Annotated in this window: 20 protein-coding genes and 1 tRNA gene; 14 read left to right on the top strand and 7 right to left on the bottom strand. The window is 59.7% G+C overall.

What is annotated here, in order from left to right; all coding sequences use genetic code 11:
* The first annotated feature begins 3 nt into the window (after positions 1-3).
* Both ACF8K2_RS09855 and ACF8K2_RS09860 read left to right on the top strand, forming a co-directional pair.
* Positions 4-1518, top strand: coding sequence for a tripartite tricarboxylate transporter permease (locus tag ACF8K2_RS09855; protein ID WP_186556150.1), 1515 nt, complete (start codon positions 4-6; stop codon positions 1516-1518).
* Complete coding sequence (locus ACF8K2_RS09860) at positions 1511-2548, top strand: AbrB family transcriptional regulator (RefSeq protein WP_392464584.1); 1038 nt, start codon at positions 1511-1513, stop codon at positions 2546-2548. The genes ACF8K2_RS09855 and ACF8K2_RS09860 overlap by 8 nt, the downstream gene beginning before the upstream one ends.
* Before the next feature lie 70 nt (positions 2549-2618).
* Here ACF8K2_RS09860 and ACF8K2_RS09865 read toward each other — a convergent pair whose 3' ends face one another.
* From ACF8K2_RS09865 to ung, 5 genes are all read right to left on the bottom strand, one after another.
* Positions 2619-3773: a hypothetical protein gene (locus ACF8K2_RS09865; RefSeq protein ID WP_392464586.1), complete on the bottom strand. Its 1155-nt coding sequence runs from the start codon at positions 3771-3773 to the stop codon at positions 2619-2621.
* Positions 3774-4478: 705 nt separating this feature from the next.
* Positions 4479-7703 carry an autotransporter outer membrane beta-barrel domain-containing protein gene (locus ACF8K2_RS09870; protein WP_392464588.1) on the bottom strand — a complete coding sequence of 1075 codons (3225 nt, stop codon included), beginning with the start codon at positions 7701-7703 and terminating at the stop codon, positions 4479-4481.
* Between the two features lie 498 nt (positions 7704-8201).
* Positions 8202-10535 (bottom strand): hypothetical protein, encoded by a 2334-nt coding sequence (locus ACF8K2_RS09875; RefSeq protein ID WP_392464589.1) that lies wholly within the window; start codon positions 10533-10535, stop codon positions 8202-8204.
* A 222-nt stretch (positions 10536-10757) separates the two neighbouring features.
* Entirely contained in the window at positions 10758-12677 is a 1920-nt protein-coding gene (locus ACF8K2_RS09880; protein ID WP_392464590.1) for a hypothetical protein, read from the bottom strand.
* 183 nt (positions 12678-12860) lie between these two features.
* Complete coding sequence (ung, locus tag ACF8K2_RS09885; protein ID WP_186553984.1) at positions 12861-13553, bottom strand: uracil-DNA glycosylase; 693 nt, start codon at positions 13551-13553, stop codon at positions 12861-12863.
* A gap of 128 nt (positions 13554-13681) precedes the next feature.
* Between ung and ACF8K2_RS09890 the strand changes: the two genes are divergently transcribed.
* A complete protein-coding gene (locus tag ACF8K2_RS09890) occupies positions 13682-14785 on the top strand; it encodes an enoyl-CoA hydratase/isomerase family protein (protein ID WP_392464591.1) in 1104 nt (367 codons plus the stop codon).
* A gap of 33 nt (positions 14786-14818) precedes the next feature.
* Here ACF8K2_RS09890 and ACF8K2_RS09895 read toward each other — a convergent pair whose 3' ends face one another.
* The gene (locus ACF8K2_RS09895) at positions 14819-15280 is read right to left on the bottom strand and encodes a hypothetical protein (RefSeq protein WP_392464593.1); all 462 of its coding nucleotides are present in this window, start codon (positions 15278-15280) and stop codon (positions 14819-14821) included.
* A 212-nt stretch (positions 15281-15492) separates the two neighbouring features.
* Between ACF8K2_RS09895 and ACF8K2_RS09900 the strand changes: the two genes are divergently transcribed.
* The 8 genes from ACF8K2_RS09900 to ACF8K2_RS09935 all read left to right on the top strand — a co-directional run bounded on the left by ACF8K2_RS09900 (position 15493) and on the right by ACF8K2_RS09935 (position 22205).
* A complete protein-coding gene (locus ACF8K2_RS09900; RefSeq protein WP_392464595.1) occupies positions 15493-16971 on the top strand; it encodes a diguanylate cyclase in 1479 nt (492 codons plus the stop codon).
* Positions 16968-17198, top strand: coding sequence for a cysteine-rich CWC family protein (locus ACF8K2_RS09905; RefSeq protein WP_186553980.1), 231 nt, complete (start codon positions 16968-16970; stop codon positions 17196-17198). Before ACF8K2_RS09900 ends, ACF8K2_RS09905 begins: the two co-directional genes overlap by 4 nt.
* Positions 17199-17307: 109 nt before the next feature.
* On the top strand, positions 17308-18000 hold the full coding sequence (locus ACF8K2_RS09910; protein ID WP_392464597.1) for a pseudouridine synthase: 693 nt from the start codon (positions 17308-17310) through the stop codon (positions 17998-18000).
* Positions 18001-18446: 446 nt separating this feature from the next.
* Positions 18447-19331: an alpha/beta fold hydrolase gene (locus tag ACF8K2_RS09915; protein ID WP_186553978.1), complete on the top strand. Its 885-nt coding sequence runs from the start codon at positions 18447-18449 to the stop codon at positions 19329-19331.
* A 143-nt stretch (positions 19332-19474) separates the two neighbouring features.
* Positions 19475-19548, top strand: a tRNA-Gly gene (locus ACF8K2_RS09920).
* A gap of 229 nt (positions 19549-19777) precedes the next feature.
* Positions 19778-21478: a SulP family inorganic anion transporter gene (locus ACF8K2_RS09925; protein ID WP_392464598.1), complete on the top strand. Its 1701-nt coding sequence runs from the start codon at positions 19778-19780 to the stop codon at positions 21476-21478.
* Between the two features lie 122 nt (positions 21479-21600).
* Positions 21601-21921, top strand: a complete 321-nt coding sequence (locus ACF8K2_RS09930; RefSeq protein ID WP_392464600.1) for a type II toxin-antitoxin system RelE/ParE family toxin — start codon at positions 21601-21603, stop codon at positions 21919-21921.
* Positions 21918-22205: a helix-turn-helix domain-containing protein gene (locus ACF8K2_RS09935; RefSeq protein WP_392464602.1), complete on the top strand. Its 288-nt coding sequence runs from the start codon at positions 21918-21920 to the stop codon at positions 22203-22205. Before ACF8K2_RS09930 ends, ACF8K2_RS09935 begins: the two co-directional genes overlap by 4 nt.
* A gap of 15 nt (positions 22206-22220) precedes the next feature.
* Here the strand turns inward: ACF8K2_RS09935 and ACF8K2_RS09940 are convergent, their stop codons facing one another.
* Positions 22221-23288: a glycerophosphodiester phosphodiesterase family protein gene (locus ACF8K2_RS09940; RefSeq protein WP_392464603.1), complete on the bottom strand. Its 1068-nt coding sequence runs from the start codon at positions 23286-23288 to the stop codon at positions 22221-22223.
* Positions 23289-23389: 101 nt separating this feature from the next.
* On the opposite strand from ACF8K2_RS09940, the gene ACF8K2_RS09945 reads away from it, so the two are divergent.
* The 3 genes from ACF8K2_RS09945 (at position 23390) to ACF8K2_RS09955 (ending at position 25968) form a co-directional block, all read left to right on the top strand.
* Positions 23390-24406, top strand: coding sequence for a DUF4917 family protein (locus tag ACF8K2_RS09945; protein WP_392464604.1), 1017 nt, complete (start codon positions 23390-23392; stop codon positions 24404-24406).
* Positions 24407-24490: 84 nt separating this feature from the next.
* Positions 24491-25024: an RNA polymerase sigma factor gene (locus ACF8K2_RS09950; protein WP_186553974.1), complete on the top strand. Its 534-nt coding sequence runs from the start codon at positions 24491-24493 to the stop codon at positions 25022-25024.
* Positions 25021-25968, top strand: coding sequence for a FecR family protein (locus ACF8K2_RS09955; protein WP_392464607.1), 948 nt, complete (start codon positions 25021-25023; stop codon positions 25966-25968). Before ACF8K2_RS09950 ends, ACF8K2_RS09955 begins: the two co-directional genes overlap by 4 nt.
* The last annotated feature ends 88 nt before the right edge of the window (positions 25969-26056 follow it).

The following is a 26056-nucleotide window of genomic DNA, read 5'->3' on the forward strand; positions in this document are numbered from 1 at the left end:
CACATGGATACCTTGAGCTACCTGGGCCAGGGCTTCGGCGTCGCCCTGAGCCCGTACAACCTGGTTACCGCCCTGACCGGCACCCTGATCGGCACCGTGGTCGGCCTGCTGCCGGGCCTGGGGCCAATCAATGGCGTGGCGTTGCTGATCCCGATTGCCTTTGCCCTCGGCCTGCCACCAGAGTCGGCGCTGATCCTGCTGGCGGCGGTGTACCTGGGCTGCGAATACGGCGGACGGATCAGCTCGATCCTGCTGAACATCCCCGGTGAAGCCTCCACCGTGATGACCACCCTCGACGGCTACCCGATGGCCCGCCAAGGCCTGGCTGGGGTGGCCTTGTCGCTGTCGGCCTGGAGTTCGTTCATCGGCGCTTTCATCGCCACCTGTGGCATGGTCCTGTTCGCGCCGCTGCTGGCGAAATGGGCGATCGCTTTCGGCCCGGCGGAATACTTCGTGTTGATGGTGTTTGCCATCGTCGCCCTCGGCGGCATGGCCGGCGACAAACCGCTGAAGACCTTCATCGCCGCCCTGATCGGTCTGTTCCTGTCGGCGGTCGGCATCGACGCCAACAGCGGCGTGTACCGCTTCACCGGTGACAGCGTGCACCTGGCCGACGGCATTCAGTTCGTGGTCCTGGTGCTTGGCTTGTTCTCCATCAGCGAGATCCTTCTGCTGCTGGAAAAAACCCACCATGGCCACCAAGCGGTCAAGGCCACCGGACGCATGCTGTTCAACTTCAAGGAAGCGGCTTCGGTGTTCGTGGTCAACATCCGCTGCGGCCTGCTTGGCTTCATCATGGGTGTGTTGCCGGGTGCCGGCGCGACCCTAGCCAGCGCGGTTGCCTACATGACCGAGAAAAAGATCGCTGGCGCCAAGGGTAATTTCGGCAAGGGCGATGCCCGTGGCCTGGCGGCCCCGGAAACCGCCATTGGCGCCTCCTGCTGCGGCGCCCTGGTACCCATGCTGACCCTCGGGGTTCCCGGCTCGGGCACCACAGCGGTGATGATCGGCGCGCTGACCCTGTACAACATCACCCCAGGCCCGATGCTGTTCGAACAGCAGCCGGACATCGTCTGGGGCCTGATCGCGTCGTTGTTCATCGCCAACATCATGCTGGTGATCCTCAACATCCCGATGATCCGCATCTTCACCCGCATCCTCGCCGTGCCGAACTGGGCGCTGGTGCCGGTGATCGCCATCATCACCGCGATCGGCGTATACGCGGTGCATGCCACTACCTTCGACCTGTTCCTGATGGTCGGCATCGGCATCATGGGCTACATCCTGCGCAAGCTGGATTTCCCGCTGTCGCCGATCCTGCTCGGCTTCATTCTCGGTGGCTTGATGGAGCAGAACCTGCGTCGCGCCCTGTCGATCTCCAACGGTGAGCTGGGCATTCTCTGGTCGAGCCCGATCAGCATGGGCGTGTGGGTGCTGACCATTTGCATGCTGAGCCTGCCGCTGCTGCGCATCTGGCGCCGCCGCAGCCTGCAACGTCGGGCCGTGGCGGATGCCTGATCGGTCGTTACCGCTGTTCTGGGCCACCGGGCTGGTCGGGCTGGCGGGCGGGTATCTCGCCAGCCTGGTCGGCTGGCCTTTGCCATGGATGGTCGGCTCGTTACTGGCGATCATCCTGGTGCGCTGCCTGACGCCCTGGCAGCTGACGGAGATCCCCAACGGGCGCAAATGCGGCCAATGGATCATTGGCGTCGGCATTGGCCTGCACTTCACCCCGGCGGTGATCGAGCAGGTGGCTGGGCATTTCACGTTGATCGTGTTTGGCGCGCTGTTCACTACAGTGTCGAGCGTGATCGGCGTGTGGCTGCTGCGGCGCACTGGCGAGGACCGCGCTACGGCATTCTTCGCCAGCATGCCGGGCGGTTCGGGAGAGATGGTCAACCTCGGCGCGCGCAATGGCGCGGTACTCAGCCAAGTAGCTGCGGCGCAAAGCCTGCGGGTGCTGGCGGTGGTGTTGTGCGTGCCGGCGCTTTTCAAATTTCTGGTCGGCGACGGGGTGGCGCTGAATCACGCCAGCAGTGTGAGCTGGGGCTGGCTGGCGTTGATCGCACCGCTGGCCGTACTGGTCGCCCTGGGTTGGCAGCGCCTGCGCCAGCCCAACCCCTGGCTGTTCGGGCCCTTGTTGGTGGCGGCCTGCGTGAGCCTTGCCGGCAACCTGCAAATCGCCCTGCCCAATGGCGCCAGCCAGATTGGCCAGTGGTTGATCGGCAGCGGCCTGGCCTGCCATTTCAACCGGGCGTTCTTTCGCCGTGCCCCCTCGTTTTTGGGGCGCACTTTGGTTGCCACCGCATTGAGCATGCTGATTGCCGCCAGCGCCGCCTGGGCGTTGAGCAGCCTTACCCATCTGGACTTGCGCTCACTGACGCTGGGCATGATGCCTGGCGGCATCGCCGAAATGAGCCTGACGGCCGAGACCTTGCAATTGTCGGTGCCGCTGGTGACAGCGATGCAGGTTATGCGTTTGCTGTTCGTGCTGTTTTTGGCGGAGCCGTTGTTTCGGCGTTGGAATGCTGGGCACCACTGGCGCTGACAATCTGCATTGATCTTTTCGTGGCTATTGCCAGCCCCACAGTCAATGAGTCAATCGATTTACTACAAGATTACGGTACCGGGCCACATACACCGTCCCTGAAATAACGAACCAGGCACGGCTCTGACCGCCGCAGATCGCCACTGGGCTTAGTTACGGTGAAACTGCTTACAAAACTGCCCGTCAGAAGCGGTACGGGAGGAGTGGGTTGCTGAGCTCGATTGTAAAACAAGATTTGCTCATAGGGGACGCGGTGAGCAAAGCTACCATTGACGGCCTCTACTGCTGTTACTAGATGATCGGCAGAGTAGTGCTGATCAACCAATGCCGTCCCCAATCCTCCTGTGGAGTACTGGAAGATGATCGTAACCCGATCATGCTCGGCCAATTGGCTATCGACGATTTGAAGATTAATGCCACTCCAGGGCGCACTCAGGCAATTGAGAATTCCAGTGCGGGTAGCACCCGGTCGCTGGTTCTGTAATAGGTCATTTCTGATGGCGCTGTACCTGACGAAGGGGGCTCTCACGGCGTCCACAGCGACAGTCGTTGCTGGCGAACGCTGATAATTACCGGCGCTTTGTGCAATGTCGTCTGGGTAGACCTCATAGAAAATGTGCTTCGGACCATTTCCTTGCGCCAGGAAAATCGCTCTGGGCAGTGTCACTATGACGGCGCTGCCCGGCGTTTCGGCACCTGTCAGCGTCCGCACTTGCGCAGCCAACAGCTCCACACCGTCGTAGAAGAATCTAACAAAGTGGCCAGCCGCCAAGCGTTCATAGAAGGTGAAGGTGATATCTGCATCCGCATCGACATCGCGCTCGGTTAACACGTTATCAACCGCACTACCCCGACCGCGAACGATCACTGCAGTGAGACGCGGGTTAACCGGGCCTTCATCATCCGGTATGGGTCCCACTGTGCGCAGATCTACCGGCACTTGCGTGCGTAGCGAAGTGCCAAGCGTTAAGGCGCCACGATGCAAGGTGTAATCGATATTCAATTTGTAGAAAGATTGACCGAAGCCCTCAGCCACCGCCAGATCCTGCCAACGCGCTGCAATAGCACGTGGAACGTCCGCGTAGGCAAATTCTGCGAGAACGACAACACGGTCAGTATCGCCAGCGAATGCGGCCGGCCTGATCAAACGCATCACTATACGATCGCTTGGCTGTGCGCTTGCAAGATCAGGGACCTGAATCAACAGCCCGTTGCGGGCAATCACACGATCCACCCGGTCCACGGTAACTATTGGCGCGAGCAACACCACCCCAGGTGCCAGCCGCAGTTCGACCCTACGTGGCCTGGAGGGCGTTGATCGCCAGCCACCTCTACGCACCAACTGATACTGCAGATCCCATAGGCCGGTGCCCAAGCTGAGCAGTCGTTCTGCGGGTATACCCACGTCATTCGGCCGGAGCCCGTACCGACCTTGGTTGTCAATTGGCCAGAACACCACCGAATAAAGGACGTTCGCTCCGACCAGGATCACCAGGGTATCGCCTGGCAAGGCGCTACTGGCCAGGGGTACAGCCAACCTGATAACCGGCTGCGGATCCTGTGGCCTTTCCAGATCAGCGCGGGTCAGGACAACCGGCTCTACAAAGTCGACCGGTACGCCTAAGGCAAGGGGTATGACCTCAATGGAAGACGCGGCCTTGCTGCGACATATCCTTGGCATTGGCGTACTCGCTTGTTTTACGCAACGGGCGCTTGGTGCATCGGGGGCAAACTGTATTAATCGACATCCTCAGGGGAGGCGACCGGGTTGCTAGCCGCAATACCGCAATGGATGAATTTTGCGCGAATCGCCACCAGGGCGAAACTGACAGAACTGCTAGGTAGGGCTTCTCTTCTGCCCAAGCTAATCCCAAGAATCGACACTCAATAAAAAAGGAAGCCGAAGCTTCCTTTTCTCTAACCGCGCCTATCAGAAATCGTAGCGCACACCCAGGTTCACCCCGTAAGGCTGCTCGATGTGCTTACCATTGCTGTACTCCACATCCGCATGCACACGGAACTGCTTGGACAGCGCGAGCGACACGCCCGCCCCCAGCTCAGCACGAGAACCGGACAGGTCATTGTTGAACACGTTGTTGTTTACCTGTACTTCGTTGCGCTTGACGAACTCGTGGGCGAAAGCGGCCTTGACGTAAGGCTGGAGCATGCCGCCGCCATCGAGCGGGATAGTCTTGCCGACAGTGGTACCAACTTTGCCCAGCAGCGACCTGGCAGTATCACCTTCGGCGCGCAGACCGTTGTCGAAGCTGTAGTCCTTGCCAGCTACCACGGCTGTGGCCACCTGGGCGAACGGCTCGATGAAGTAGCCATCGTTGAGCTTGATGTGCTTACCGGCCTCAACCGAGCCACTCAGGCCGTGGGTGTCGTAGTCGCCCTTGGAGCGGGTGGAGTCGCTCAGGCCGACCTTGGCGTTGTTCTGGTAGCGGTTGTACTTGACCACGGTGTCGACGTAGTAACCGGTCTCACGGTCCAGCCAGGTGGCGTAACCGCCCAGGTAGTAGCTGTCGACCCGGCCGGAGGTGCCATAGTCGAGGTTCAGGTCCGAGCGGCTGGTACCACCCAGCACGCCCACCAGCCAGTCGGTCTCGGCCACCTGCATGTCGGCGCCCAGGCTCAGGCCATGTTGGTTTTGCTGATAGCCAGCACCCGATGACGCGCCGCTGACGTTGTACTTGTTGCCATAGGCGCGCATCCACAAGCCGGCATCGCGGCCTTCGCTGTAGCGCAGCTCACCCATGCGGCTGCGCAGCGAGCTCAGTTCACCATAGGCCACCGTGATCGGGGTATTGAACAGGGCCATCACCGAACGAGTCATCGGCGAGATGGTGCGAGTCTCGCGGTTGAGTACCCAGTCGTTGTTTTCATCCTTGGTCATTTCATAGGAGTAGGCGCCAACATCCACTCGGTCGCGGTCGTTGAGCAGGTGGAACTGAGCTGTGCCATCTTGCGTTTGCACCAGGCGCATCGACTCCACAGTGGCCTCATTGCCGCTGCTGGCAACCAGCAAGCCATGATTGCCGCTGGAGCTGCCGGTAACGATCAGTTGATCGGTTTCACCGCTGATAAAATCACTGCCCATGACGAACGTGCCGTTGCCGGACAGGTTGTTCACCGTCAGTTCATGGAAACTTGAGGTATCGCCGAACGTCACTTGGCCGCCGTTCAAGGCCAGGTCACCGACGCTGCTGTTTCCGTTCAGGGTCCAGTTCGAGCCACTGGCAACGTTAGCGTTGCGCACGTTGTTCAGCGTACCCAGCAAGGTCGAGTTATTGACCAAGCTGACGTCAGCAATTGCGCCGGAGGCGGCGGTGACGTTACCGGTCATCTGGCCTTGGTCCAGTGCAAGGCTGAGCGAGCCGGTGTTGGTAACCGTGGCATTGCCCGTCAACGCCGCCTGGTTGAAGGACGCAGTAGTGGTGCCGGCCGAATCGATGTTGCCCTGCATGGCGCCACCGTTGAAGGACAGATCGAGCTTGCCTGCATCGGCGACCACGGCATTACCGGTCAACGTCGCTTGATTGAAGGTGCTCGTAGCAGCGCCTGCCGACTGAATATCGCCGGCCATGCTACCGCCGTTGAAGGTCAGATCAAGGGTGCCGGTGTCAGTGACGATCGCGTTGCCGGTCAATGCTGATTGGCTGAGGTTCGCTGTGACAGTGCCGGCAGACTCGATGTTGCCGTCCATGCGCCCTTCAGTCATGTTCAAGTTGAGCGTACCACCAGTAGCGGCCACGGCATCGCCGGTCAGCGTTGCTTGATTGAAGGTAGCCGTGGTGGCACCAGCGGACTGAATAGCACCGGCCATACCACCACCGTTGAAGGTCAGATCCAGCGTGCCGGTGTCAGCCACCGAGGCATTGCCAGTCAAGACCGATTGGCTGAAGTTCGCGGTGGCAGTACCCGAGGACGCGATGTTGCCGTTCATGCGTCCATCCGTCATGCTCAGGTTGAGCGTACCGCCGGTAGCGGCAGCGGCATCGCCGGTTAGCGTCGCTTGATTGAACGTAGCCGTGGCAGTGCCGGCAGACTCGATATCGCCAGCCATGCTGCCACCGTTCAAGGTCATGCCGAGCGTACCGCCGTTGGCGACCGTGGCATTACCGGTCAAGGCCGTTCGCGTGAGGTCGACCGTTGCAGTGCCAGCGGACTCTATGTTGCCGTCCATGCGCCCATCGGTCATGGTCAAATCTAGCGTACCACCAGTAACAGCAACGGCATCGCCGGTCAGCGTGGCTTGATTGAACGTAGCCGTGGCAGTGCCGGCAGACTCGATGTCACCAGTCATGCTGCCACCGTTCAAGGTCATGCCGAGCGTACCGCCGCCGGCGACCGTGGCATTGCCGGTCAAGGCAGTTTGGGTGAGGCCGACCGTTGCAGTGCCAGCGGACTCTATGTTGCCGTCCATGCGCCCATCGGTCATGGTCAACTCCAGCGTACCGCCGTTAGCGACAACGGCATTGCCAGTCATGGTCGCCGCATTGGAAAACTCCACCGTGGCAACACCTGAGTCGTTGACGTTCAGATTGCCGTTCAGCGACGACTCTTCAAAGGAGGTATCTAGCGTACCGCCAATCTCGAAATGACCATCTACCTGCGAATTACTGAATTGCAAGTCGCCGGCTGCCTGGTCGGCGATTGTGACGCCGCCTGTCAGTACAGAGTCATCCACCAACCCGGTCAAAGTGCTTGCACCCGCCACGCTGATTGCTACTCCGTTGCTGCCAGTCAGCGTCGAGCCATTGCTCACTTGCACGGTAGCATCGGTATTGGCTCCCACCGAAATTGCTGGGCCGTTGAGTCCGATCACACGGGCGTTATCCAGGGTCAATTCAGGTTCCCGGTTTGCCGCACCTTCTAGCAGCAAGCGAATACCCGATGCCTGTCCAGTCACCGTACTGTCAATAACTGTGGCATTGCCGCCGAGCAAACGTAGGCCAACACCTGTGGGACGGGTCCCAGTGAGTTGCGAACCCTGGATGGTCAACTGACTACCGGCGGTTGCCTGTGCCCCTGCAATACCGCCACTGAGCTGGCTGTTAGTCACAGTGGCAGTAGACGCTATGTTCTGGCGCGCCAGCGCCAAGCCAAAGCCATTACCCGAGGTACTGATCGCGGCATTGGCAATTGTCGCCACACTGTCCACTAACGTAATTGCGTTGCCTGCGGTGGTCGTCGTAGTACCGCTGAGAATGTTCAGGCTCGAACGATGGGATTGTATTGAGTCTGTTTGGGCAGCATCGATCGTCAAAATAGAATTAGCATTCAACACGTAAGTATCCACGGGCGTCGTGGCATCGATTGTCAGCGTTTCGCCAGTCAAATCCCGTGCAAGAGCAGGGCTGCTGTAGCAGGTCAATAGACTAATAATACCGGCGAGAGAAAGTACAAGATTTAAATCGGGGAAATTCCGGTCACGTCGCATCATCGAGCTCCCTAAGCGGGCATGAGATGTAATAAAGTGCATGACTAGGCATGCATCACTAAAAAGTCGCCGGCACTTTATAACTACCAACAAGCCTGATATGTAGGAAAAATCCACAAGCACGAGGGAATATTCCTACAAATTAATCCGCTGACCCGATCAAAATCCCGTTGCGGTAGCTTTATGACTACCGCAACGGTCAAGGTATTGCTACTGTCGCGCCTGTGCCGCTATCAACTGCCGATTCGCGGTGCGCTGCGCTTCATCAGTTCTTGGGCTACCCCAATTACCACATCGAACTCCAAAGTTAGAGACTGCATAACGAATCATGCTAACCCTTGAATTTCCTGTGTCACCCGTGGCATTAGTAACGGTGTAGCTGCTGACGAAGCTTCCAGACAAAGGCTCAGCAGCCTGTTCAAACCTGATGCCAGCATACGGCACTGTATGATTAATCCCACGATTATTCACATCCACCTGAGTCACTGGATGATCAAATGAATACTGCTGAGCAACCAAGTTAAGTGCGCGTGTGCCCGTGGAATAGCGCAAAGTAATCCTCACCGTGTCGCCCACGACTAGGGTAGGATCTGTAATCCTGAGATTGATACCCAGCCATGGATAGGCATCACAGTTAATGGCACCGGTTTCAGCCACCAAACTGCCTGGACGTCTGTCTTGCACAGAAACTTCTGTCTGGCCAGGTGCGGTGAAGAAAGCATTCACAAACTGGACATAAGAAGCAACTGTCAGCGACTGCGGACGAACCGTCACAGTAGTGGTGGGTGAACGCTGGAAATTACCTGCATTGATGGCATCGCCGTTCAAGTACACTTGATAGAAGATCGGTTTTTGACCACTGCCTATACGTCGGAAGACAGCGTTGGACAGCGGCACAACCACAGTATCGCCGACCACTTCGGTACCGCTAAGGGTCAGTGGGTTAGGCAACTCCTCACCGTCGTAGAAAAACCTCACCACATGGCCGGCTGCAAGACCTTGATAGTAGGTGAAGGTAATATCAGCATCGGCCCCGCCATCATTTGCGGTTATTTCGTTAGGTAACTGGTCCACCGCGCCGCTGACTGTAACCGGCACAAGGGCAGTATTCACCGGTCCCTCCTCCAGATCACCAGGGTTCGGACCGGGCCCAACAGTACGAAGGTCAAGGTCTACCGTGGCGCGAGGTGAGGTGCCCAAGTTCCGAGTACCTCGGAACAATGTGTATTCCACATTCAGCGTGTAGTGGGATTGGCCAAATAGCCGCGCCACTGCCAATTGCGCCCAGCGGGCAATGGTAGAACGAGGTGTGCTGCCGTAGAGAAACTCTGGCAAGGTGACCACATTACCATTTGGATTATCACCAGGTGGGTCAATAGCGAATGGGCGAATCAGACGCATCAAAATACGATCGCCCGGCTGCGCCCCAGCGATATCCTCTACACGAATTCCCAAACCATTACGCGCCGTTTCGCGGTCGACTCGCGCGGCCTCGATGATTGGGGCGGGTAATACCGTGGGGATAGCTGCCACATCCACAGTGACTTCAAGGGGCAGCGATTCCTGCGAGGGCCATCCCGCACGATCGGTCAAAACATACCTCAGCTCCGATCTTCCCTGGGGCAAACCTTCAAGCGCGGCCCTAGGAATGGAAACAGTGGGTATGGGATCAGGTAAGAAACTTCCATCGGGGTTCACCGGCCACTGCACTGCCTGATGGATCACTCGCCCCCCCACCATGACCTCTATGCGATCGCCAGGCTGCGCCGAGTTGGCGAGCCGCAGAGGAAAATCCGTGGTTGGATTATTACTGAACCATGTACTGTCGAGCACGATAGGCTCTGTGAGGCCGTTCGGGACTTGCAAAGGCCCAGGCTGCACGTTGAAAGAAGGTGAGCGCAGGTCAAGAAACAAGGTATGCAGTGGAGAGCTTGTTAAGTTACCCTCAGAACTATTGGCGACCGAGTAATAGATATTGTAAAGCCCCTCCCCCCTCTGACGCTCCAGCCAATTCAGGAAGTCTGGAGTTAGGGTGAGGGAGTAGCTGGCCTCGGTGGGAGGGAATGGCACTTCTAGTAATGGCCTCGGGGGGACGCCGGGGCGGGAGGGGGGAGTGTATTGGACATCCCGAGAACTATCTTGTGCATCCAGCGGACGGCTAAAGAAAATAACCTGATCAAACGTACCGACAAAGTCGAGTGGATCCTGACTAGGATCGATCGTTGATGGCCATGTAGGAATATTGACTCGCAGGTGGGGACCAGCAAAGTGAGCATCCCGCGTAATCGTATTAGGTCGCCCGTCCTGGATATCAGGCGTCACCACACCTGACTCAATTGTGAAAGCCGGCGCAACATTGAACACTTGCCCACCTTGCCTTGTAGTGCCCGCCATCTTGCCCTGAGGCCTCACACGACTCAACAGTGCGGCATTCTGCGCGTCCACTGACTGCTTATTTTTTTGCGCTACTACTATTTGCTCTTCGACCGTCAACTCTTCACCAATAACTACAATACCACCACTATCGCCTACTTTAATGTTCATAGCACTCTTCCTAACTGTTTTCAAATTATGTAAACAACCTGAAACCGCTGGACACTCACCTTATTCAGCACGGCTCACACCTAATAAACTTAGCTATTTACTCTACCTCCATGCACACGCCTCCCTGCCCGCTAAGCAGGCGCCCGCCACATCAGTCAACACCCGTAAAAGCGACCCCACCTAAAAAGATGGACATTCCGATTTTGAAATAAACCTATTAACTTAAGTCACGTCCGATGTGCAGACCACACCTGTCACTGGGCGCTGGAGATTGACTTCCAACCAAGACAGTTGTGATTCAGCGCTGCGACCATCAGGTTTAGTGAGCCGGTAGCCAATCCTGGCGTAGCCTCTAAACGGCCCGCCTGCGGCCTCGAATACTTTGACGATCAAACGCGTAAACTCGCTCGCGCTCATCTCCAAAGGCTGCCCATTTGTGGCACGGTCCAAGTTAATGTCTACCGCAGGTAGGTATTCGGGGGCCAACATCAGGGGCTCAGGCGCGGGTTGCGCAGACGAAGACGTACCGTCATTGAGTGTGCGGAACATCTGCCAACGCAGTTGGGCACGATCCCCCGCCTGCACGTTCGTTTGTCTACCCGGAACCGTCAGTGTGAAGCCATCCCAGGGCTTGGTGGCACAATTGACGAGCCCTACATTGGTGGCTAATGGTGGTGTCAGCGAACGAGGTAGCGTTAGCCTTTGCAGCCTCGCCGTATCGACCCTGACCGGTGTCGGATTGGCCCGCTGGCCATTCACTCCTCTGACATTATTAACGTTGATGAAGATGCGGTAGAACACCTGAATAGCAAAGCCGTCACCGGCCTCGGTAATCACGTCATAGGGCACCGGGGTAAAGTCGACCATCTGCCCTGGTGTTTCGTTGCCCGTCACTCTATAGCGCGCAACAACTCGGGCTAAATTGCCCCAGTGCAGCTCGAGTAGGTCCCCCACCCTTGGGTTATCGTAAAGTCGGACTTGCACAGGAACGGGTTGATTGATGTCCATTGGTGTAATGGCATTGTCCCGCCTGCTTCCCACAATAACGGGATTGAGTAACGTATTAAGCTCAGTTGGGCCCTGCGGATCAGGGCCGGCCACACGAAAGTCGATGTTGACCTGAATCTGTGGCGAATTTATCAGTGCCCCATTTTGCTCAAGCTCGTAACGCACTGGCCGCGCCACAGGCCCCACGAAGCCATCTGCAACAATCGTCGCCCAAGGCACGGTGACGCTGATAGGCCATTGCTGGTCCGCCCTCACAGGCAATGACCCAAGCGCACGCTCATTCCAGTAAATCTGGATGCTATTACCCGCGACCGCTTGGGCAATCTGCGGAATCTGGACAACAACTGGGCGTCGAGCTTCCTCTAGATTGATAAGATTATCCGCGGCCAATGGCACCACTGGCGCAGGCAGCGCTGCAGCCCCCATCAGTTGGATGGTGACCCGATGTGAGAGTGACTCGGGGCCGACGTTGCCTGCGCGATCAATCAACCGGGCAACTACACGAAAACTGCCACTTCTCAAAAGTGCCGCCGGGACAGGAACGTGGAAGCTACCCCCTACAGCGGGCAGGGAGGTCACTGGGACCTCCACCGTCGGCACTACAGGTGTGCCACCTTGGTTATCAGGTATGAGGAACAACTGCACGCGATCCTGCAAACGGATATCGCCCCAACGCTCCAAGATGAAGATTGCTTGCTGCCCATTGTTTGCCAAGTACGTGTCATCAATGGTTGCCACGTTGGTTGCATGGAATACCGCAGGATTACGCGAGTTGGGTGCAGTTCGGTCGACACGCAGCAGCAGTGGGGATGAAAGATTTCGGTTTCCGAGAAACTCTACCTCTGCCGAATAGGCTAAAGAACTAATGCCTTCAGGCTTGAGCAGGTGTTGTGGAACTTCAAGGGCTACTGGAAAAAAAGCTGCGGCGCTGGCCGTCATTGCTCTTCGGGACTGAGCGACCTCCGTGCTGTTCCATAAAACACGAAAAATCATCACCGGGTCGGTGATTTCTTCCTCATTTACAATCCGTTCATACTCTTGTTCATAGCCATTCCAGGCTACTACGTTCACTGGCAGGGTCGAGTTGAGCGCAGTAAGAGGTAAAGTTGCCGCGCCAGCTTCATCAGCTTGCACCTCAAGGGCGGCTGGCACATTGGGCTGCGGGAGTAAACCCGTAGTGCTCTCTACCGTTGACGTTTGCTGTGCCATTATTCGTCCCTTTTCGCAGGAGCCCAATACAGGGCTCTTCAATAAGTGGTTCGAATCTAGCGCGCACTCAGCCAGGGCGAAACTGACAAAAATACTAGGTAGTTACCTTCAAAGCGGCCGCAGCGCCCAATCGATCGGGCTCATGCCATGCTGCTGCAAAAAGCCATTGGCCCGACTGAAATGGCCACAGCCAAAGAACCCACGATAGGCCGACAGCGGCGATGGATGCACCGACTTGAGCACCAGGTGCTTGGTACCGTCGATCAGCTTTTGCTTGCTCTGGGCATGGGCGCCCCACAGCAGAAACACCACGTTGGGGCACTGCTCGCTGACCAGCTGAATGATTCGATCAGTAAACAGCTCCCAGCCTTTTTTCGCATGCGAAGCGGCATTGGCGCGCTCTACGGTCATGGTGGTGTTGAGCAACAACACGCCCTGATCGGCCCAGCTCTGCAGATAGCCATGGTTGGGAATGGGCAGGTTCAAATCACGCTGCAGCTCTTTGTAGATATTGACCAGCGAAGGTGGCGTAGCAATGCCTGGCTGCACCGAGAAGCACAAGCCATGGGCCTGGCCCGGGCCGTGGTACGGGTCCTGGCCGAGAATGACCACTTTGACCTGGTTCAGCGGCGTCGAATTCAGCGCATTGAAAATCAGCGGACCCGGCGGATAGATCTCCTTGCCAGCGGCGTACTCCTGACGCAGGAATTCGCGCAGCTGGTGCATGTAGGGCTGGTCGAATTCAGCGCGTAGCGCCTCCTTCCAGCTGGGTTCGAGCTTGATGCGGTCGTCGTCGGTCATGGGGCTATCCAAAAGCAATGTGGCGCGACACTAGGAAAGCTGCCCTGGCTTGTCAATCGATCCGACCGACGACCGGCGCGATCTGCTCAGCAGGCCATACTTGGCGGATGACTTGTGCGAGGTAGTCCATGTCCATTACATGCCAGGTACTCACCGGCGCCGATGGCGCCCGAATCGGTATTGCCACCCTGGATGCACCCGAGGCGCTCAACGCCTTGAGCCTGCCGATGATCGAGATACTCGACGAGCAACTGCGTAGCTGGGCCAGTGACTCGGGGATCGTCTGCGTGCTGCTGCGTGGCAATGGCAGCAAGGCCTTCTGTGCCGGCGGCGACGTGCGCGCGCTGGTCGATGCGTGCCGTGAGCATCCCGGTAGCGTACCGCCGCTGGCGGCGACCTTCTTTGCCGCTGAATACCGCCTGGATTATCGCCTGCACACCTACCCTAAACCGCTATTGTGCTGGGGGCATGGGCATGTCCTCGGCGGTGGCATGGGGCTGCTGCAAGGCGCCGGGGTGCGTATCGTCACTCCCAGCAGCCGCTTGGCGATGCCGGAAATCAGCATTGGCTTGTACCCCGACGTGGGCGCCAGCTGGTTCCTAAGCCGCTTGCCCGGCAAGCTGGGGTTGTTTCTGGGGCTGACCGGGGCGCCGATCAACGCGCGTGATGCGCTCGATCTGGGCTTGGCGGATCGTTTCTTTGGTGAGCACCAACAGGAAGCATTGATCAATGAATTGCTGCAGTTGAACTGGCAGGAGCAAACCAGCCTGCAACTGAGCAGCCTGCTCAAGTGTGAACAGCACCGCGCCTGCGCCGAACTGCCGCAAGCCCAATGGCTACCGCGTCGGGCTGTCATCGACGAATTGCTCGATGTCGCCGACCCGGTTGCAGCCTGGAAAGCCGTGGCAGGCCTGCGAAAACATACCGATCCATTACTGGCGGCAGCTGGACAGCGCCTACATGAAGGCTGCCCGCTCACTGCGCACCTGGTCTGGGAGCAGATTCAGCGGGCCCGGCACCTGTCATTGGCGCAAGTGTTCCAGATGGAATATGCAATGAGCCTTAACTGCTGCCGGCACCCGGAGTTCAGCGAAGGCGTGCGCGCGCGACTGATCGACAAGGACAACCAACCGCGCTGGCACTGGCCGGATGTGGCACAGGTGCCCACAGCGGTGGTGGCGGCGCATTTCGCCAAAGTCTGGGAAGGGCGCCACCCCTTGGCCGATCTGTAGGGTGGTATGAGAGCCGAACGACCCCGCTACCGCTTAGCGATGCCAGTTGCGCTCACCCCGCGGCCCATCCGGGCGGCGATTGCGATCACCCCGGCCGTTGGAATGCCAGCGACCATCCTGGTAGCGGCGGTTATCGTTGCGGTAGTCATGCCGATCACGGTCGCGACCATAGTCATAGCGCTGGCGGTTGCCGTAGTCATTGCGCGGATTGCCGTGCCACTGCCTCACCCCAGGCTGCGGATAAGGCCGGTAATGCGGCACCGGCGCAGGCCGATAGTAACGCGGTGCCGGTTGGTAATAGCGCGGTGCGGCTTGATAGTAGTAGCGCGGCTGCGGCGCAACGTAATAGCCGCGGTCATAGCGTTGATAGCCGGGGTAGGCGTAGCGATCGGCGCTGTAGTACTCGGTACGATAGTAGCCGCCGTTTCCGTAATAAGGGGCGCAGGCGCTGGTCAGCAGCGCCAGCAGGGCGATCAGCAAGATTCGTGGGGACATGGCGGCCTCCTGGACCGCTGGAGTGCCCGGCACAGCGGCGCTGGCGAGCGTCGATCGGCATGCGTTGATCGACACTGATTAAGACAGTTGCGCCAAGGTCCAGTGCCATTTGCGCAACAAATTGAAACAAGTCGGATACCCCCAAAAAACATGCAGTCATTTTCCGGTCATCTCACTAGAATGGCGCCACTGGCACACATCACGGGAAGATCATGCCGTCACGTTCCGCCTTGTTCTCACAGCGCTCGCTGATCCTGACCCTGCTGCTGTTGCTGGCGTGTGGTTTTCTGGCCACTTCCCTGCTCGGCTATTTCGCCTCGCGTAGCGCCATTCGCGATGGCATCGTCAATACCGAGTTGCCCCTGACCTCCGACACGGTCTATTCGGAGATCCAGAAAGACCTGATCCGCCCGGTGCTGATCTCCTCGATGATGGCCCAGGACACCTTCCTGCGTGACTGGGTGCTGGCCGGCGAACAGGACGCCGAGCGCATCACCCGCTATCTGGGCGAGGTGATGGGCAATCAGGACACCTGCACCGCCTTCTTCGTCTCCGAGCGCACGCTCACCTATTACCAGGCCAAGGGCGTGCTCAAGCAGATCAAGCCTGGCACCTGGCGCGATGCCTGGTATTACCGCCTGCGCGAGCTGAACGAGCCCTACGAGATAAACGTCGACCTGGACATGGCCAACCAGGACAAACTCACGGTGTTCATCAACTACCGGGTGCTCGACTATCAGGGCCAGTTCATTGGCGCTGCCGGGGTGGGCCTGAGCGTGGAGTCGGTCGTCAAGCTGATCGACGACTACCAGCGGCGTTACCAGCGCTCGGTGTTTTTCACCGATGCCAGCGGCAAGGTTTTGCTGACCGGCTCGGAGGGCGCTGCGCATGGCCTGCGGGTGGGCCAGCAACTGGCCGAGAGCCGCGAGCTCGAACAACTGCTGGCGCGCATGCCCATCCCCGGCACTGGCAGCCATGAGTACCTCGACAGCGAAGGCCACAGCCACTTTCTCAATGTTCGGCAGATCCCCGAACTTGACTGGTACCTGCTGGTAGACAAGCGCGAGACCGGCGCGCTGGAGCGGGTGCGCCAGTCGCTGTACTTGAATCTGGCGATCTGCGCGATGATCACCCTGGTGGTGTTGTCGCTGCTGCATGCCATGGTCAAGCGCCATCAGGACAGCATCGAAGCGCTGGCCACCCTCGACAGCCTCACCGGCCTGCCTAACCGGCGCAGCTTCGATCTGCTGGCCGGGCAAGCGTTGCAAGAAGCCCAACGCGACAACACGCCCTTGGTGGCGCTGCTGATCGATCTGGATCACTTCAAGGTGCTCAACGACACCCACGGCCACCTGGCTGGCGACGAAGTGCTGCGCCAGTTCGCCAATGTCCTGCAGGGCAGCTTGCGCCAGTCGGATATACTTTGCCGCTGGGGTGGTGAGGAGTTCATCGTGCTGTTGCGTGAAGCCGATGGTCGGCAAGCGTTCGATGTGGCGGAAAAAATCCGCCGGCGCACCGAGCAGCTGACCTTCAGTTACAACGACCAGCCGCTGCGCCTGACCACCAGCATCGGCCTGAGCAGCCTGCAACGTGACGACACCCTGCACACGCTGCTGACCCGCGCCGACCATGCCCTCTATCGTGCCAAACAGGGTGGACGCAACCGCGTCTGTAGCGAGACAGCCTCATGACCGACAGCCAGCGTTGCCCCGCCTGCGGCGCCCTCAACCAATGCGGCCTGGCCGACCCACGCAGCGCTACCCAGGGTTGCTGGTGCTTTGCCGTGACCATCGATCCGGCGGTGCTCCAAGCCCTGCCCGCCGAACTGCGCAACCAGGCCTGCCTGTGCCCACGTTGCGCGGCGGTCGACGAGCAGCTCAAAACACCGCCCCGTGGGAGCGGGCTTGCCCCGCGATAGCGTCAGATCAGCCCCCCCAATTGAGGCTGCTGATGCTATCGCGGGGAAGCAGCGAATCCGCCAGCAATTGGGTAGACTGCGCGCCCTTTTTCCACTTTCAGCTGCGCTCATGCGTCTCGACCGTTTCCTCGCCAACCTCCCTTGCTACAACCGCCAGCAGGTGCGCTTGCTGCTGGTGCAGCGGCGCGTGCGCGTGGATGGCGAGATCGTTGTCGATCCGCTGCATGAAGTGCGTGAGTTCAGCCGCGTCGAGGTCGATGAGCAGCTGCACCAGGCTGGCCGGCCTGCGCGCTACCTGATGCTGCACAAGCCCGCCGGCTGCGTCAGTGCCACTCACGATCGGCAACATCGCACTGTGCTTGAGCTGTTGCCGGCCGAACTGCGCGAGGATTTGCACATCGCCGGGCGGCTGGACTTCAACACCACCGGGTTGCTGATCCTGACCAACGATGGCCAGTGGTCGCGGCGCTTGACGCAACCGAGCACCAAGCTGCCGAAGGTCTATCAGGTGCAGACCGAGGATGAGATTGGCGAGCACTACCCTGCCAAGTTTCGCGAGGGGGTCTATTTTGCTTTCGAGGACCTGACCACCCTGCCCGCCCGGCTGCAGATCCTGGGCACGCATCAGGCCCGTCTGGAAATCGTCGAGGGGCGTTATCACCAGGTCAAGCGGATGTTTGGCCACTTTCAGAACAAGGTGATCGGGCTGCACCGGGAAAGCATGGGCGGCATTGTCCTGGATCCGGCCCTGGCGCCGGGTGAGTTCCGCGAGCTGACCCAGCAAGAGATCGCGGCGGTCTGAGACCCGCGCAGTACTATCGCAGGGCAAGCCCGCTCCCACGCTCCTGCTCCCATGCTCGGATTTCACGTGGGAGCGGGCTTGCCCCGCGATAGGGCCTGACCTGAGTGACGCCCCATACCAGCGCACCCACAACCGCCCAGCGGTTTTTCCTACACGATTACCCGAACGGCACTTGCGGGATCGCCAACCTACTGCTTGAATCGAAATCGTCAGTCTGCATGTGACTTGCCAGTCACGGCCGCAGTCCAAGACGCCTTTTTGCCGGCCACCCAGGGTCTCGATACCCCGGGGCACGGCGAATTGCCCGCCAAAAACAATACCGTCGACACATGTGCCAAGGATCGACACAGGGCCCGGTAAAACTCTTCAAGGCATGTGCCTACCTGTCATAAACAACGTGCACCCTAGGTGACGCGAATACCCTTTTTGCGCCAGGAGTCGATGACATGAGGCCAGAAATCGCTGTACTTGATATCCAAGGTCAGTATCGGGTTTACACGGAGTTCCATCGCGCGCACGGCGCCGAGAAGACGATCATTCTGATCAACGGATCGCTGGCGACCACTGCCTCGTTTGCCCAGACGGTGCGCAGCCTGCACCCGCAATTCAACGTGGTGCTGTACGACCAGCCGTATGCCGGCAAGTCCAAGCCACACAACCGCCAGGAGCGTCTGCTGACCAAGGAGACCGAGGCGCATATCCTCCTTGAGCTGATCGAGCACTTCCAGGCCGACCACGTGATGTCGTTCTCCTGGGGCGGTGCCTGCACCCTGCTGGCGCTGGCGCACCAGCCACGGTTGGTGAAAAAGGCCATCGTCAGCTCGTTCTCGCCAGTGATCAACGAACCGATGCGCGACTACCTGGAACGCGGTTGCCAATACCTGGCCGCCTGCGATCGCTATCAGGTCGGCAACCTGGTCAACGACACCATCGGCAAGCACCTGCCGTCGTTGTTCAAGCGCTTCAACTACCGGCATGTCAGCAGCCTGGACAGCCATGAGTACGCGCAGATGCTGTTCCACATCAATCAGGTGTTGCAGCACGATCTGGAGCGGGCGCTCAAAGGCGCGGCGAACATCAATATCCCGGTGATGTTCATCAACGGTGATCGTGACGAATACACCACCGCCGAGGACGCCCGCCAGTTCGGCAAGCATGTGGGCCAGAGCCACTTCAGCGTGATCAATGGCGCCGGGCACTTCCTCGACATGGAGCACAAGACCGCCAGCGAAGCGCTGCGCAACGTCATGCTGGGCTTCCTCAAGCCGACCACGCGTGAGCCCCGTCAACGCAACCACTATGTACAGGGGCACCATGCACTGGCCATCTGAGCGCATCGGCGTCCTGTAGCCCTTTGACTACCCGCAGGCTACGGGCCGCCGACTGTTCTTTTTCAAGCCTGGGCTTTTCATCGCAGGAGGGTTCTGGTACAAAGTCGAGCTGCAAAGCGCAAGCCGCTTAGTTAAGGCGTCAAGCGGGTATAGTTTAATGGTAGAACAGTAGCTTCCCAAGCTTCCGACGAGGGTTCGATTCCCTCTACCCGCTCCACTTCTTGCTGCACCGATTCAAGTCGTTCCGCATGACGTTGCCATAACGTCATCGCCTGTCAAAAGGAAGCCGAGGCTTCCTTTTTTCGTTTCTGCCCTTTGCTTGATCTGGCCCATGGCCTGCACCTGCCCAATCCGCTTGAATGCCCTGCGCGAAAATCCGCTTGCACGGAACGCGCCGTGAGCGCATATGCTCACCTGCACTGTGAAACATTTCGAAAGGACTGCGCATGTTTCTCTCACGCTGGCTACCGGGCCTGGCCAACCTGCTGCACTACCGCCGCGAGTGGTTGCACGCTGACCTGCAGGCGGGCCTGTCGGTGGCAGCGATTCAGATCCCGATCGCCATCGCCTACGCCCAGATCGTCGGCCTACCGCCGCAGTACGGGCTGTACGCCTGCGTGCTGCCGATGATGGTCTATGCCTTGATCGGCAGTTCGCGGCAGTTGATGGTGGGGCCGGATGCGGCGACCTGCGCGATGATCGCCGGAGCCGTGGCGCCGTTGGCGATGGGTGATCCGCAGCGCATCGCCGAGCTGTCGGTGATCGTCACGGTACTGGTGGGGGTGATGCTGATTGCCGCCGGTGTCGCGCGGGCTGGGTTCATTGCCAGCTTCTTCTCGCGGCCGATCCTGATTGGCTACCTCAACGGCATCGGCCTGAGCCTGATCGCCGGGCAATTGAGCAAGGTGGTGGGCTTCAAGATCGAGGGCGACGGGTTCATCCTCAGCCTGATCAACTTTGTTCAACGCCTGGGCGAGATCCACTGGCTGACCCTGCTGATCGGCGTGGCCGGCCTCGGCTTGCTGATCTGGCTGCCACGGCGTTATCCGCGCCTGCCAGCGGCGTTGGTCACTGTGGTGCTGTTCACCTTGCTGGTCGGACTATTCGGGCTCGACCATTTCGGCGTCGCCATCCTCGGCCCAGTGCCAGGCGGCATGCCCGAGCTGGCTTGGCCGCAGAGCAATCTGGCCGAGACCAAGAGCCTGCTGCGCGATGCCCTGGGTATCGCCACCGTCAGTTTTTGCAGCGCCATGCTCACCGCCCGCAGCTTCGCCGCCCGGCATGGCTATGCGATCAACGCCAACCACGAGTTCGTCGCCTTGGGGGTGAGTAACCTGGCTGCCGGGCTGTCGCAAGGTTTCGCCATCAGTGGCGCCGACTCACGTACCGCGGTCAACGACATGGTCGGCGGCAAGAGCCAACTGGTGGGCATCATTGCCGCACTAGTGATTGCCTTGATCCTGCTGTTCTTCACCGCCCCCATGGCCTGGATTCCCCAGGCTGCACTCGGTGCTGTGCTGCTGATGGCTGGCTGGGGGCTGATCGATGTGCAGTCGCTGGGCAAGATCTATCGTCTGAGCCGCTTCGAGTTCTGGCTGTGCCTGCTGACCACCGTCGGTGTACTTGGCCTGGGGGTATTGCCGGGGATCGTGTTCGCCGTGACCTTGGCCATCCTGCGTCTGCTCTACAGCATCTACCAACCTACCGATGCAGTGCTCGGCTGGGCGCCGGGCATCGAAGGCCAGGTCGATGTACGCCATCACCCCGACGCGCGCACGGTGCCAGGTTTGGTGGTGTACCGCTTCGATGATGCGATCCTGTTCTTCAATGCCGACTATTTCAAAATGCGCTTGCTCGACGCCGTGCAAGGCGAGGACAAGCCCCAGGCAGTGCTGTTCGATGCCGAGGCGGTGACCAGCATCGACGTCAGCGGTATCGCCGCCCTGCGCGAGGTGCGCGACACCCTCGCTGCACAAGGGATTCACTTCGCTATCGCCCGCGCCCGCGGCACCTTCCTGCGCATGCTGGTGCGCTCGGGAATGGCGCGGGAGATGGAAGACAAGCTGCTGTTCGGCTCGGTGCGGGCGGGGATACGGGCTTATCGGGTTTGGCGCAATCGGGCGCGTAAGGAGACGACGAACGATTAAGGCTTTGCGTGGGTATCGGCACTATTAGAGACCGGCTACACCCTAGTCGGAAAAGTACGATTCACCAGAGCAATGTTCAGCGGTAGTTTTGCGGCAACTACGCCAATGACGCATGCCATGCTATGCTCTTCATCGAAACCCCCGTATTCACAAAGCGCGTAAAGGAACTCCTTGACGACGATACCTATCGAGCCTTGCAACTGCGGCTCATGGACCATCCTGAAGCGGGAGACGTTATCGAAGGGACCGGCGGTTTGCGTAAAATTCGAGTCGCTGCCAAAGGTCAAGGAAAACGCGGGGGAGCCCGAGTCATCTACTATCACTTTGTCACTGCATCTCGGCTTGCCATGCTCTACATCTACCCCAAGAACGAGCAGATTGATCTGTCCGTACAACAGCGCAAAGCACTGAAAGCCGTCATTGAGCACTGGAGGCACACATGAGTCGATTCTTCGAAGAATTGCTAGAAAGCGTTCAGCAGATGGATGACATTGTCCACGGCAAGCATCCCCCTTCACGTGAGTTCGAGATCGATGCACTTCAAGTCAGAAATATCCGCAAGGCGACCGGCCTTTCGCAGGCGCGCTTCGCCGAAATGATTGATGTTCAGGTTGGAACGCTACGCAATTGGGAACAAGGACGTAGAGAGCCAACAGGCCCCGCGAAAGCGCTACTTCGGGCAATTCATAACGATCCCGCTCACGTACTCAAAGCCCTTAGTCACTAAGGGCTTGCTCTTCGATCAGTACCCGAGCCTGCGCAATACCTGTCCCTCCTCCAGCGCATCCGCCCGTCCATAAAAGCGCATCAGCGCCCCGGCCCGATTGGTAAAAATCCCATCCACCCCGGCCTGCATCGCCTTGGCGAAATCCACCGGTTCATCAAGGGTATACACATGCACCAGCAGCCCCTGTTGATGGCTGAGCTGGTTCATCCACGGCTCAATCAAATCGGCATAGCTCTGCTCGCCCAACTGGCTGCGCCGCGCCGATGGCCCTGTGCCGATCGCGCCGCCCGCCTTGGCAAACTCAAGCCAACGTTCAAACTCAGCCCGATCGCGAGGCTGCTGACGGGCGTAGAACGCCGCTTTGTCGCGCTCACCCGATTCGGCAAACGACTGCCCCGAGGCCGGCTCGATACTGCCCTTGCCCACCCACAGCAACAGCACCTTGGGCACCTGTGGCATGGCCTCATGCAGCAGTCGCAGGCTGTTGCGATCAAACGTCTGCAGTACCACCCGCCCGGGCTTGTCCAGCCAGCCCCGCGCCTTGAGCCGCTCGGCCAGATCACGCTCGATGCCAGGAAACTGCCCCGGCATCTTGGTCTCGATATACAACCCAGGCCGCTGCTGCGGGCTGTCTTCTGCGATGTCGATCACCTCATCCAGGGTCAGGATCGGTAGCTGCTTGAACGAAGTCCGGGCGCGATCCGGATACGCCTGGTTGAACCAGCTGCCCGCGTCCAGCGATTTAAGCTCCGCCAGGGTGAAAGCGCTGACCGGGCTGTCACGGCGCGTGGGGAAGCGCTCGGCGACATCACTGGTGCGCGACAGCACATCGTCGTGCACCACCACCAGCACGCCATCGCGGGTGCGTTGCAGGTCCAGCTCCAGATAGTCAGCGCCCAGTTCGCGGGCCAGCAGGTAAGCCGGCCTGGTGGACTCGGGCGCATCGAAAGACGCACCGCGATGGGCGATCACTGCCGGATGTGCAATGCCCTGGGCAGCCGCCAAGCTGCGCCCATCGCTGGCTTGGGCCGCGCCCGACAACAGTGTTGCAAGGCCTAGTGCCCGTACGATCTGCGTGTGCATCTTGGCTCTCCTGCGTCTCTATCCATGGCCAGACAGCCTCGCACAGCTTGCATGACATGCTAAAGTCCCCGCGATTTCCGCCTCTACCCCTGGACCCTCGCATGCCTGCACTAGACGCCCACCTGATCGCCTGGCCAACGCTCAATGCCAGCCATCCCTGCGATGCCTTGCTGCTGGGCAATGGTGCCAGCCGTGCGCTGTGGAAACCGTTCGGCTATTTCTCGCTGTTCGAACAGGCCCAGCGCGTGCGACACAAGGCCTTGGGTGTCAGCGACCAGGCGTTGTTCAAGGCGTTGGGCACAGAGTTGTTCGAGCCGGTGCTGAGCACCTTGAACACCACGGTCCGGGCCAACGCTGCGCTGGCGATCAATTCCACCGCGCCGCTGAACCGCTACTACTCGCTCAAAGAAGCGCTGATCCATGCCGTGCGCGCGGTGCATATGCCCTGGCCACTGATGCCAAGCGCCACCCTCGACACGATCAACCAGGCGCTGCGTGGCTATCGCCGTGTCTATACCAGCAACTACGACCTGCTCTTGCCCTGGGCGATGCGCCATGCACCGCAGGGGTTTGCCTCGCTGTTCGATGACGAAGGCTTTTTCGATGTGCGCAACACGCGCAGCGAAGGTACGCGGGTGATGCACCTACATGGCGGGCTGCACTTGCTCAAGCTACCCGACGGCAGTACCCGCCAGCGCAGCGCCAACAACGCCGAGTTGCTCGATGGTTTTGCCGTGAACATTCCCGGTGAAGTGCCGTTGTTCATCAACGAGGACCGTAGCGAACACAAACTACGGGCTATTCGTAATTGCGATTACCTGTCCTGGTGCCTGGGTCAACTCGCCGGTGAAACCCATGGGCTGTGCCTATTCGGACAGCATCTGGATGGCAGCGATCAACACCTGCTCGACGCCATTCGCCAGGCGCGACCGGCACACCTGGCGATTGCCATTCGGCCACTGAGCGAGGCTTCGGTTATCAACCAGAAGCAGCATTTCATTCAGCGGTTTGCCGATATTCCACACATTTCGCTGCACTTTTTCGACGCCAGTACCCACCCCTTGGGCGCTGCCCAGCTGGCCATCGACGTCCCCGCTGATTTCGCCCGGCGCCGGTGAACGAGCAATCAGTAAAACCTGGCAAATGTAAATAATTATCGATAAGATCCGCACCCTTTCTCCAGGCCAGCCCGGAAAGCGTGCATGCAGCGCCTCAAACCCGACCCCGCCGCCCAGGAATCCTGCCGGGGTTTCTATGCCGACATCCTGCACTTCCTGCGCAAGCGCATGGACAATGCCAGCGATGCGGCAGACATGACCCAGGACGTGTTCACCCAATGGCTGGGGTATCGCGACCGGGCCAAGGTCGAGCAGCCGCGGGCGTTTCTGTTCCAGATGGCGCGCAACCTGCTCAGCGACCATTGGCGCCGGCAGAAGGTGCGCCACAGCGCGCTGGGCGAAGAGCAGGCCGAGGTGCTGCACAGCGAACCGGCCAACGACCCGCTCGACCACGCCCAGCGCCAGCAACGCCTGGAACATCTGCGCCAAGTGCTCGCGCAACTCTCGCCGCGGCGCCGCGAAGCCCTTATGCTGCATCGCTTCGAAGGACTGACCCAGGCGCAGATCGCACAACGCATGAATATTTCCGTAAGCATGGTCGAAAAGCACATCGCCGCCGCCCTGCTGCAGTGCAAGCAACGCCTGGACAGCGATAACGGCAGGGAGCACGCAGAATGACCCCTCTTGACGATCTCGACGCCAACTCGATCGACGCCCAGGCCGCCAGCTGGTTCAGCCGCAACCGCAATGCCCCCTCGCGTGAGGCACGCAAAGCCTTTGCCCAGTGGTTGCAAGACCCGCAGAACGCCCGCGCCTATCGCCAGTTCGAGCAACTATGGGACGACCTCGAGGCGCTCAAGCAGGCCAACCGCCCGGTGCCGCCGGTGGTCCGCCACGCGCCGCGCTGGCGCCCGGCCCTGGCCGCCGCCGCTGCGCTGCTGTGTGCGCTGCTGGCCGGCAATCTCGGCGCGGGCAGCAGCGCCTACCAACAGGGTCTGAGCGCCCAGCACGACCTGCGCAGCCTGCGCCTGCCCGACGGCAGCCAGCTGGTGGTCAACGCCCAGACCCGGCTGCGCCTGGACTTCAGCGCCGAGCGCCGGCTGATCCACCTCGATCAAGGCCAGTTGTACATCGACGTGGCACCGGACAAGGAGCGGCCACTGTTCATCGACGCGGGCAGAGGACAAGTACGGGTGGTGGGCACAGGCTTCGATGTGCGCCGCGGTGAAAAGGAGCTGGTGGTCACTGTCGCCCACGGCCAGGTAGCCTTCGACACACCGGGCGAAACCAATCCGGCGCTGCTGCTCGGCGCAGGTCAACGGGCCACCTACGACACCACGCGAGGCACCGTCACCCAACAGGCTTTGAACGACCAGCCGGTAGCCGACTGGCGCGACGGTCATGTGAGCTTTCGCAACCGCGAGTTGGCCAGCCTGATTGACGAACTCCGCCTGTACCGCGAACAGCCGGTGCTGCTCGCCGATCCGTCACTTGGGCAATACAAAGTCTCAGGTAATCTCGACGTGCACGACCCGGACGCCCTGCTCAACGCCCTGCCCGCTCTGCTGCCGGTGAAAACCACCTTGCTGGCCGACGGACGCCTGCGCATCGACCGCCGCTGATTTTTTTAAGAATTTTTATCATTCGCAGGTGAGGACTTTTCTCAACGCCACGTCTTCCTCCCCGCCTGTCGCGCAATTGGCAGGCTTT

The sequence above is a fragment of the Pseudomonas sp. xss_2 genome, from assembly GCF_043104195.1.
Taxonomy (GTDB): Bacteria; Pseudomonadota; Gammaproteobacteria; order Pseudomonadales; family Pseudomonadaceae; genus Aquipseudomonas; species Aquipseudomonas urmiensis.

Coding starts and splice junctions, on each gene's coding strand:
- ACF8K2_RS09855 (WP_186556150.1), top strand. CDS start 4: ATGGATACCTTGAGCTACCTGGGCCAGGGCTTCGGCGTCGCCCTGAGC.
- ACF8K2_RS09860 (WP_392464584.1), top strand. CDS start 1,511: ATGCCTGATCGGTCGTTACCGCTGTTCTGGGCCACCGGGCTGGTCGGG.
- ACF8K2_RS09875 (WP_392464589.1), bottom strand. CDS start 10,535: ATGAACATTAAAGTAGGCGATAGTGGTGGTATTGTAGTTATTGGTGAA.
- ung (WP_186553984.1), bottom strand. CDS start 13,553: ATGACCGACGACGACCGCATCAAGCTCGAACCCAGCTGGAAGGAGGCG.
- ACF8K2_RS09890 (WP_392464591.1), top strand. CDS start 13,682: ATGTCCATTACATGCCAGGTACTCACCGGCGCCGATGGCGCCCGAATC.
- ACF8K2_RS09895 (WP_392464593.1), bottom strand. CDS start 15,280: ATGTCCCCACGAATCTTGCTGATCGCCCTGCTGGCGCTGCTGACCAGC.
- ACF8K2_RS09900 (WP_392464595.1), top strand. CDS start 15,493: ATGCCGTCACGTTCCGCCTTGTTCTCACAGCGCTCGCTGATCCTGACC.
- ACF8K2_RS09905 (WP_186553980.1), top strand. CDS start 16,968: ATGACCGACAGCCAGCGTTGCCCCGCCTGCGGCGCCCTCAACCAATGC.
- ACF8K2_RS09910 (WP_392464597.1), top strand. CDS start 17,308: ATGCGTCTCGACCGTTTCCTCGCCAACCTCCCTTGCTACAACCGCCAG.
- ACF8K2_RS09915 (WP_186553978.1), top strand. CDS start 18,447: ATGAGGCCAGAAATCGCTGTACTTGATATCCAAGGTCAGTATCGGGTT.
- ACF8K2_RS09925 (WP_392464598.1), top strand. CDS start 19,778: ATGTTTCTCTCACGCTGGCTACCGGGCCTGGCCAACCTGCTGCACTAC.
- ACF8K2_RS09930 (WP_392464600.1), top strand. CDS start 21,601: ATGCTCTTCATCGAAACCCCCGTATTCACAAAGCGCGTAAAGGAACTC.
- ACF8K2_RS09935 (WP_392464602.1), top strand. CDS start 21,918: ATGAGTCGATTCTTCGAAGAATTGCTAGAAAGCGTTCAGCAGATGGAT.
- ACF8K2_RS09940 (WP_392464603.1), bottom strand. CDS start 23,288: ATGCACACGCAGATCGTACGGGCACTAGGCCTTGCAACACTGTTGTCG.
- ACF8K2_RS09945 (WP_392464604.1), top strand. CDS start 23,390: ATGCCTGCACTAGACGCCCACCTGATCGCCTGGCCAACGCTCAATGCC.
- ACF8K2_RS09950 (WP_186553974.1), top strand. CDS start 24,491: ATGCAGCGCCTCAAACCCGACCCCGCCGCCCAGGAATCCTGCCGGGGT.
- ACF8K2_RS09955 (WP_392464607.1), top strand. CDS start 25,021: ATGACCCCTCTTGACGATCTCGACGCCAACTCGATCGACGCCCAGGCC.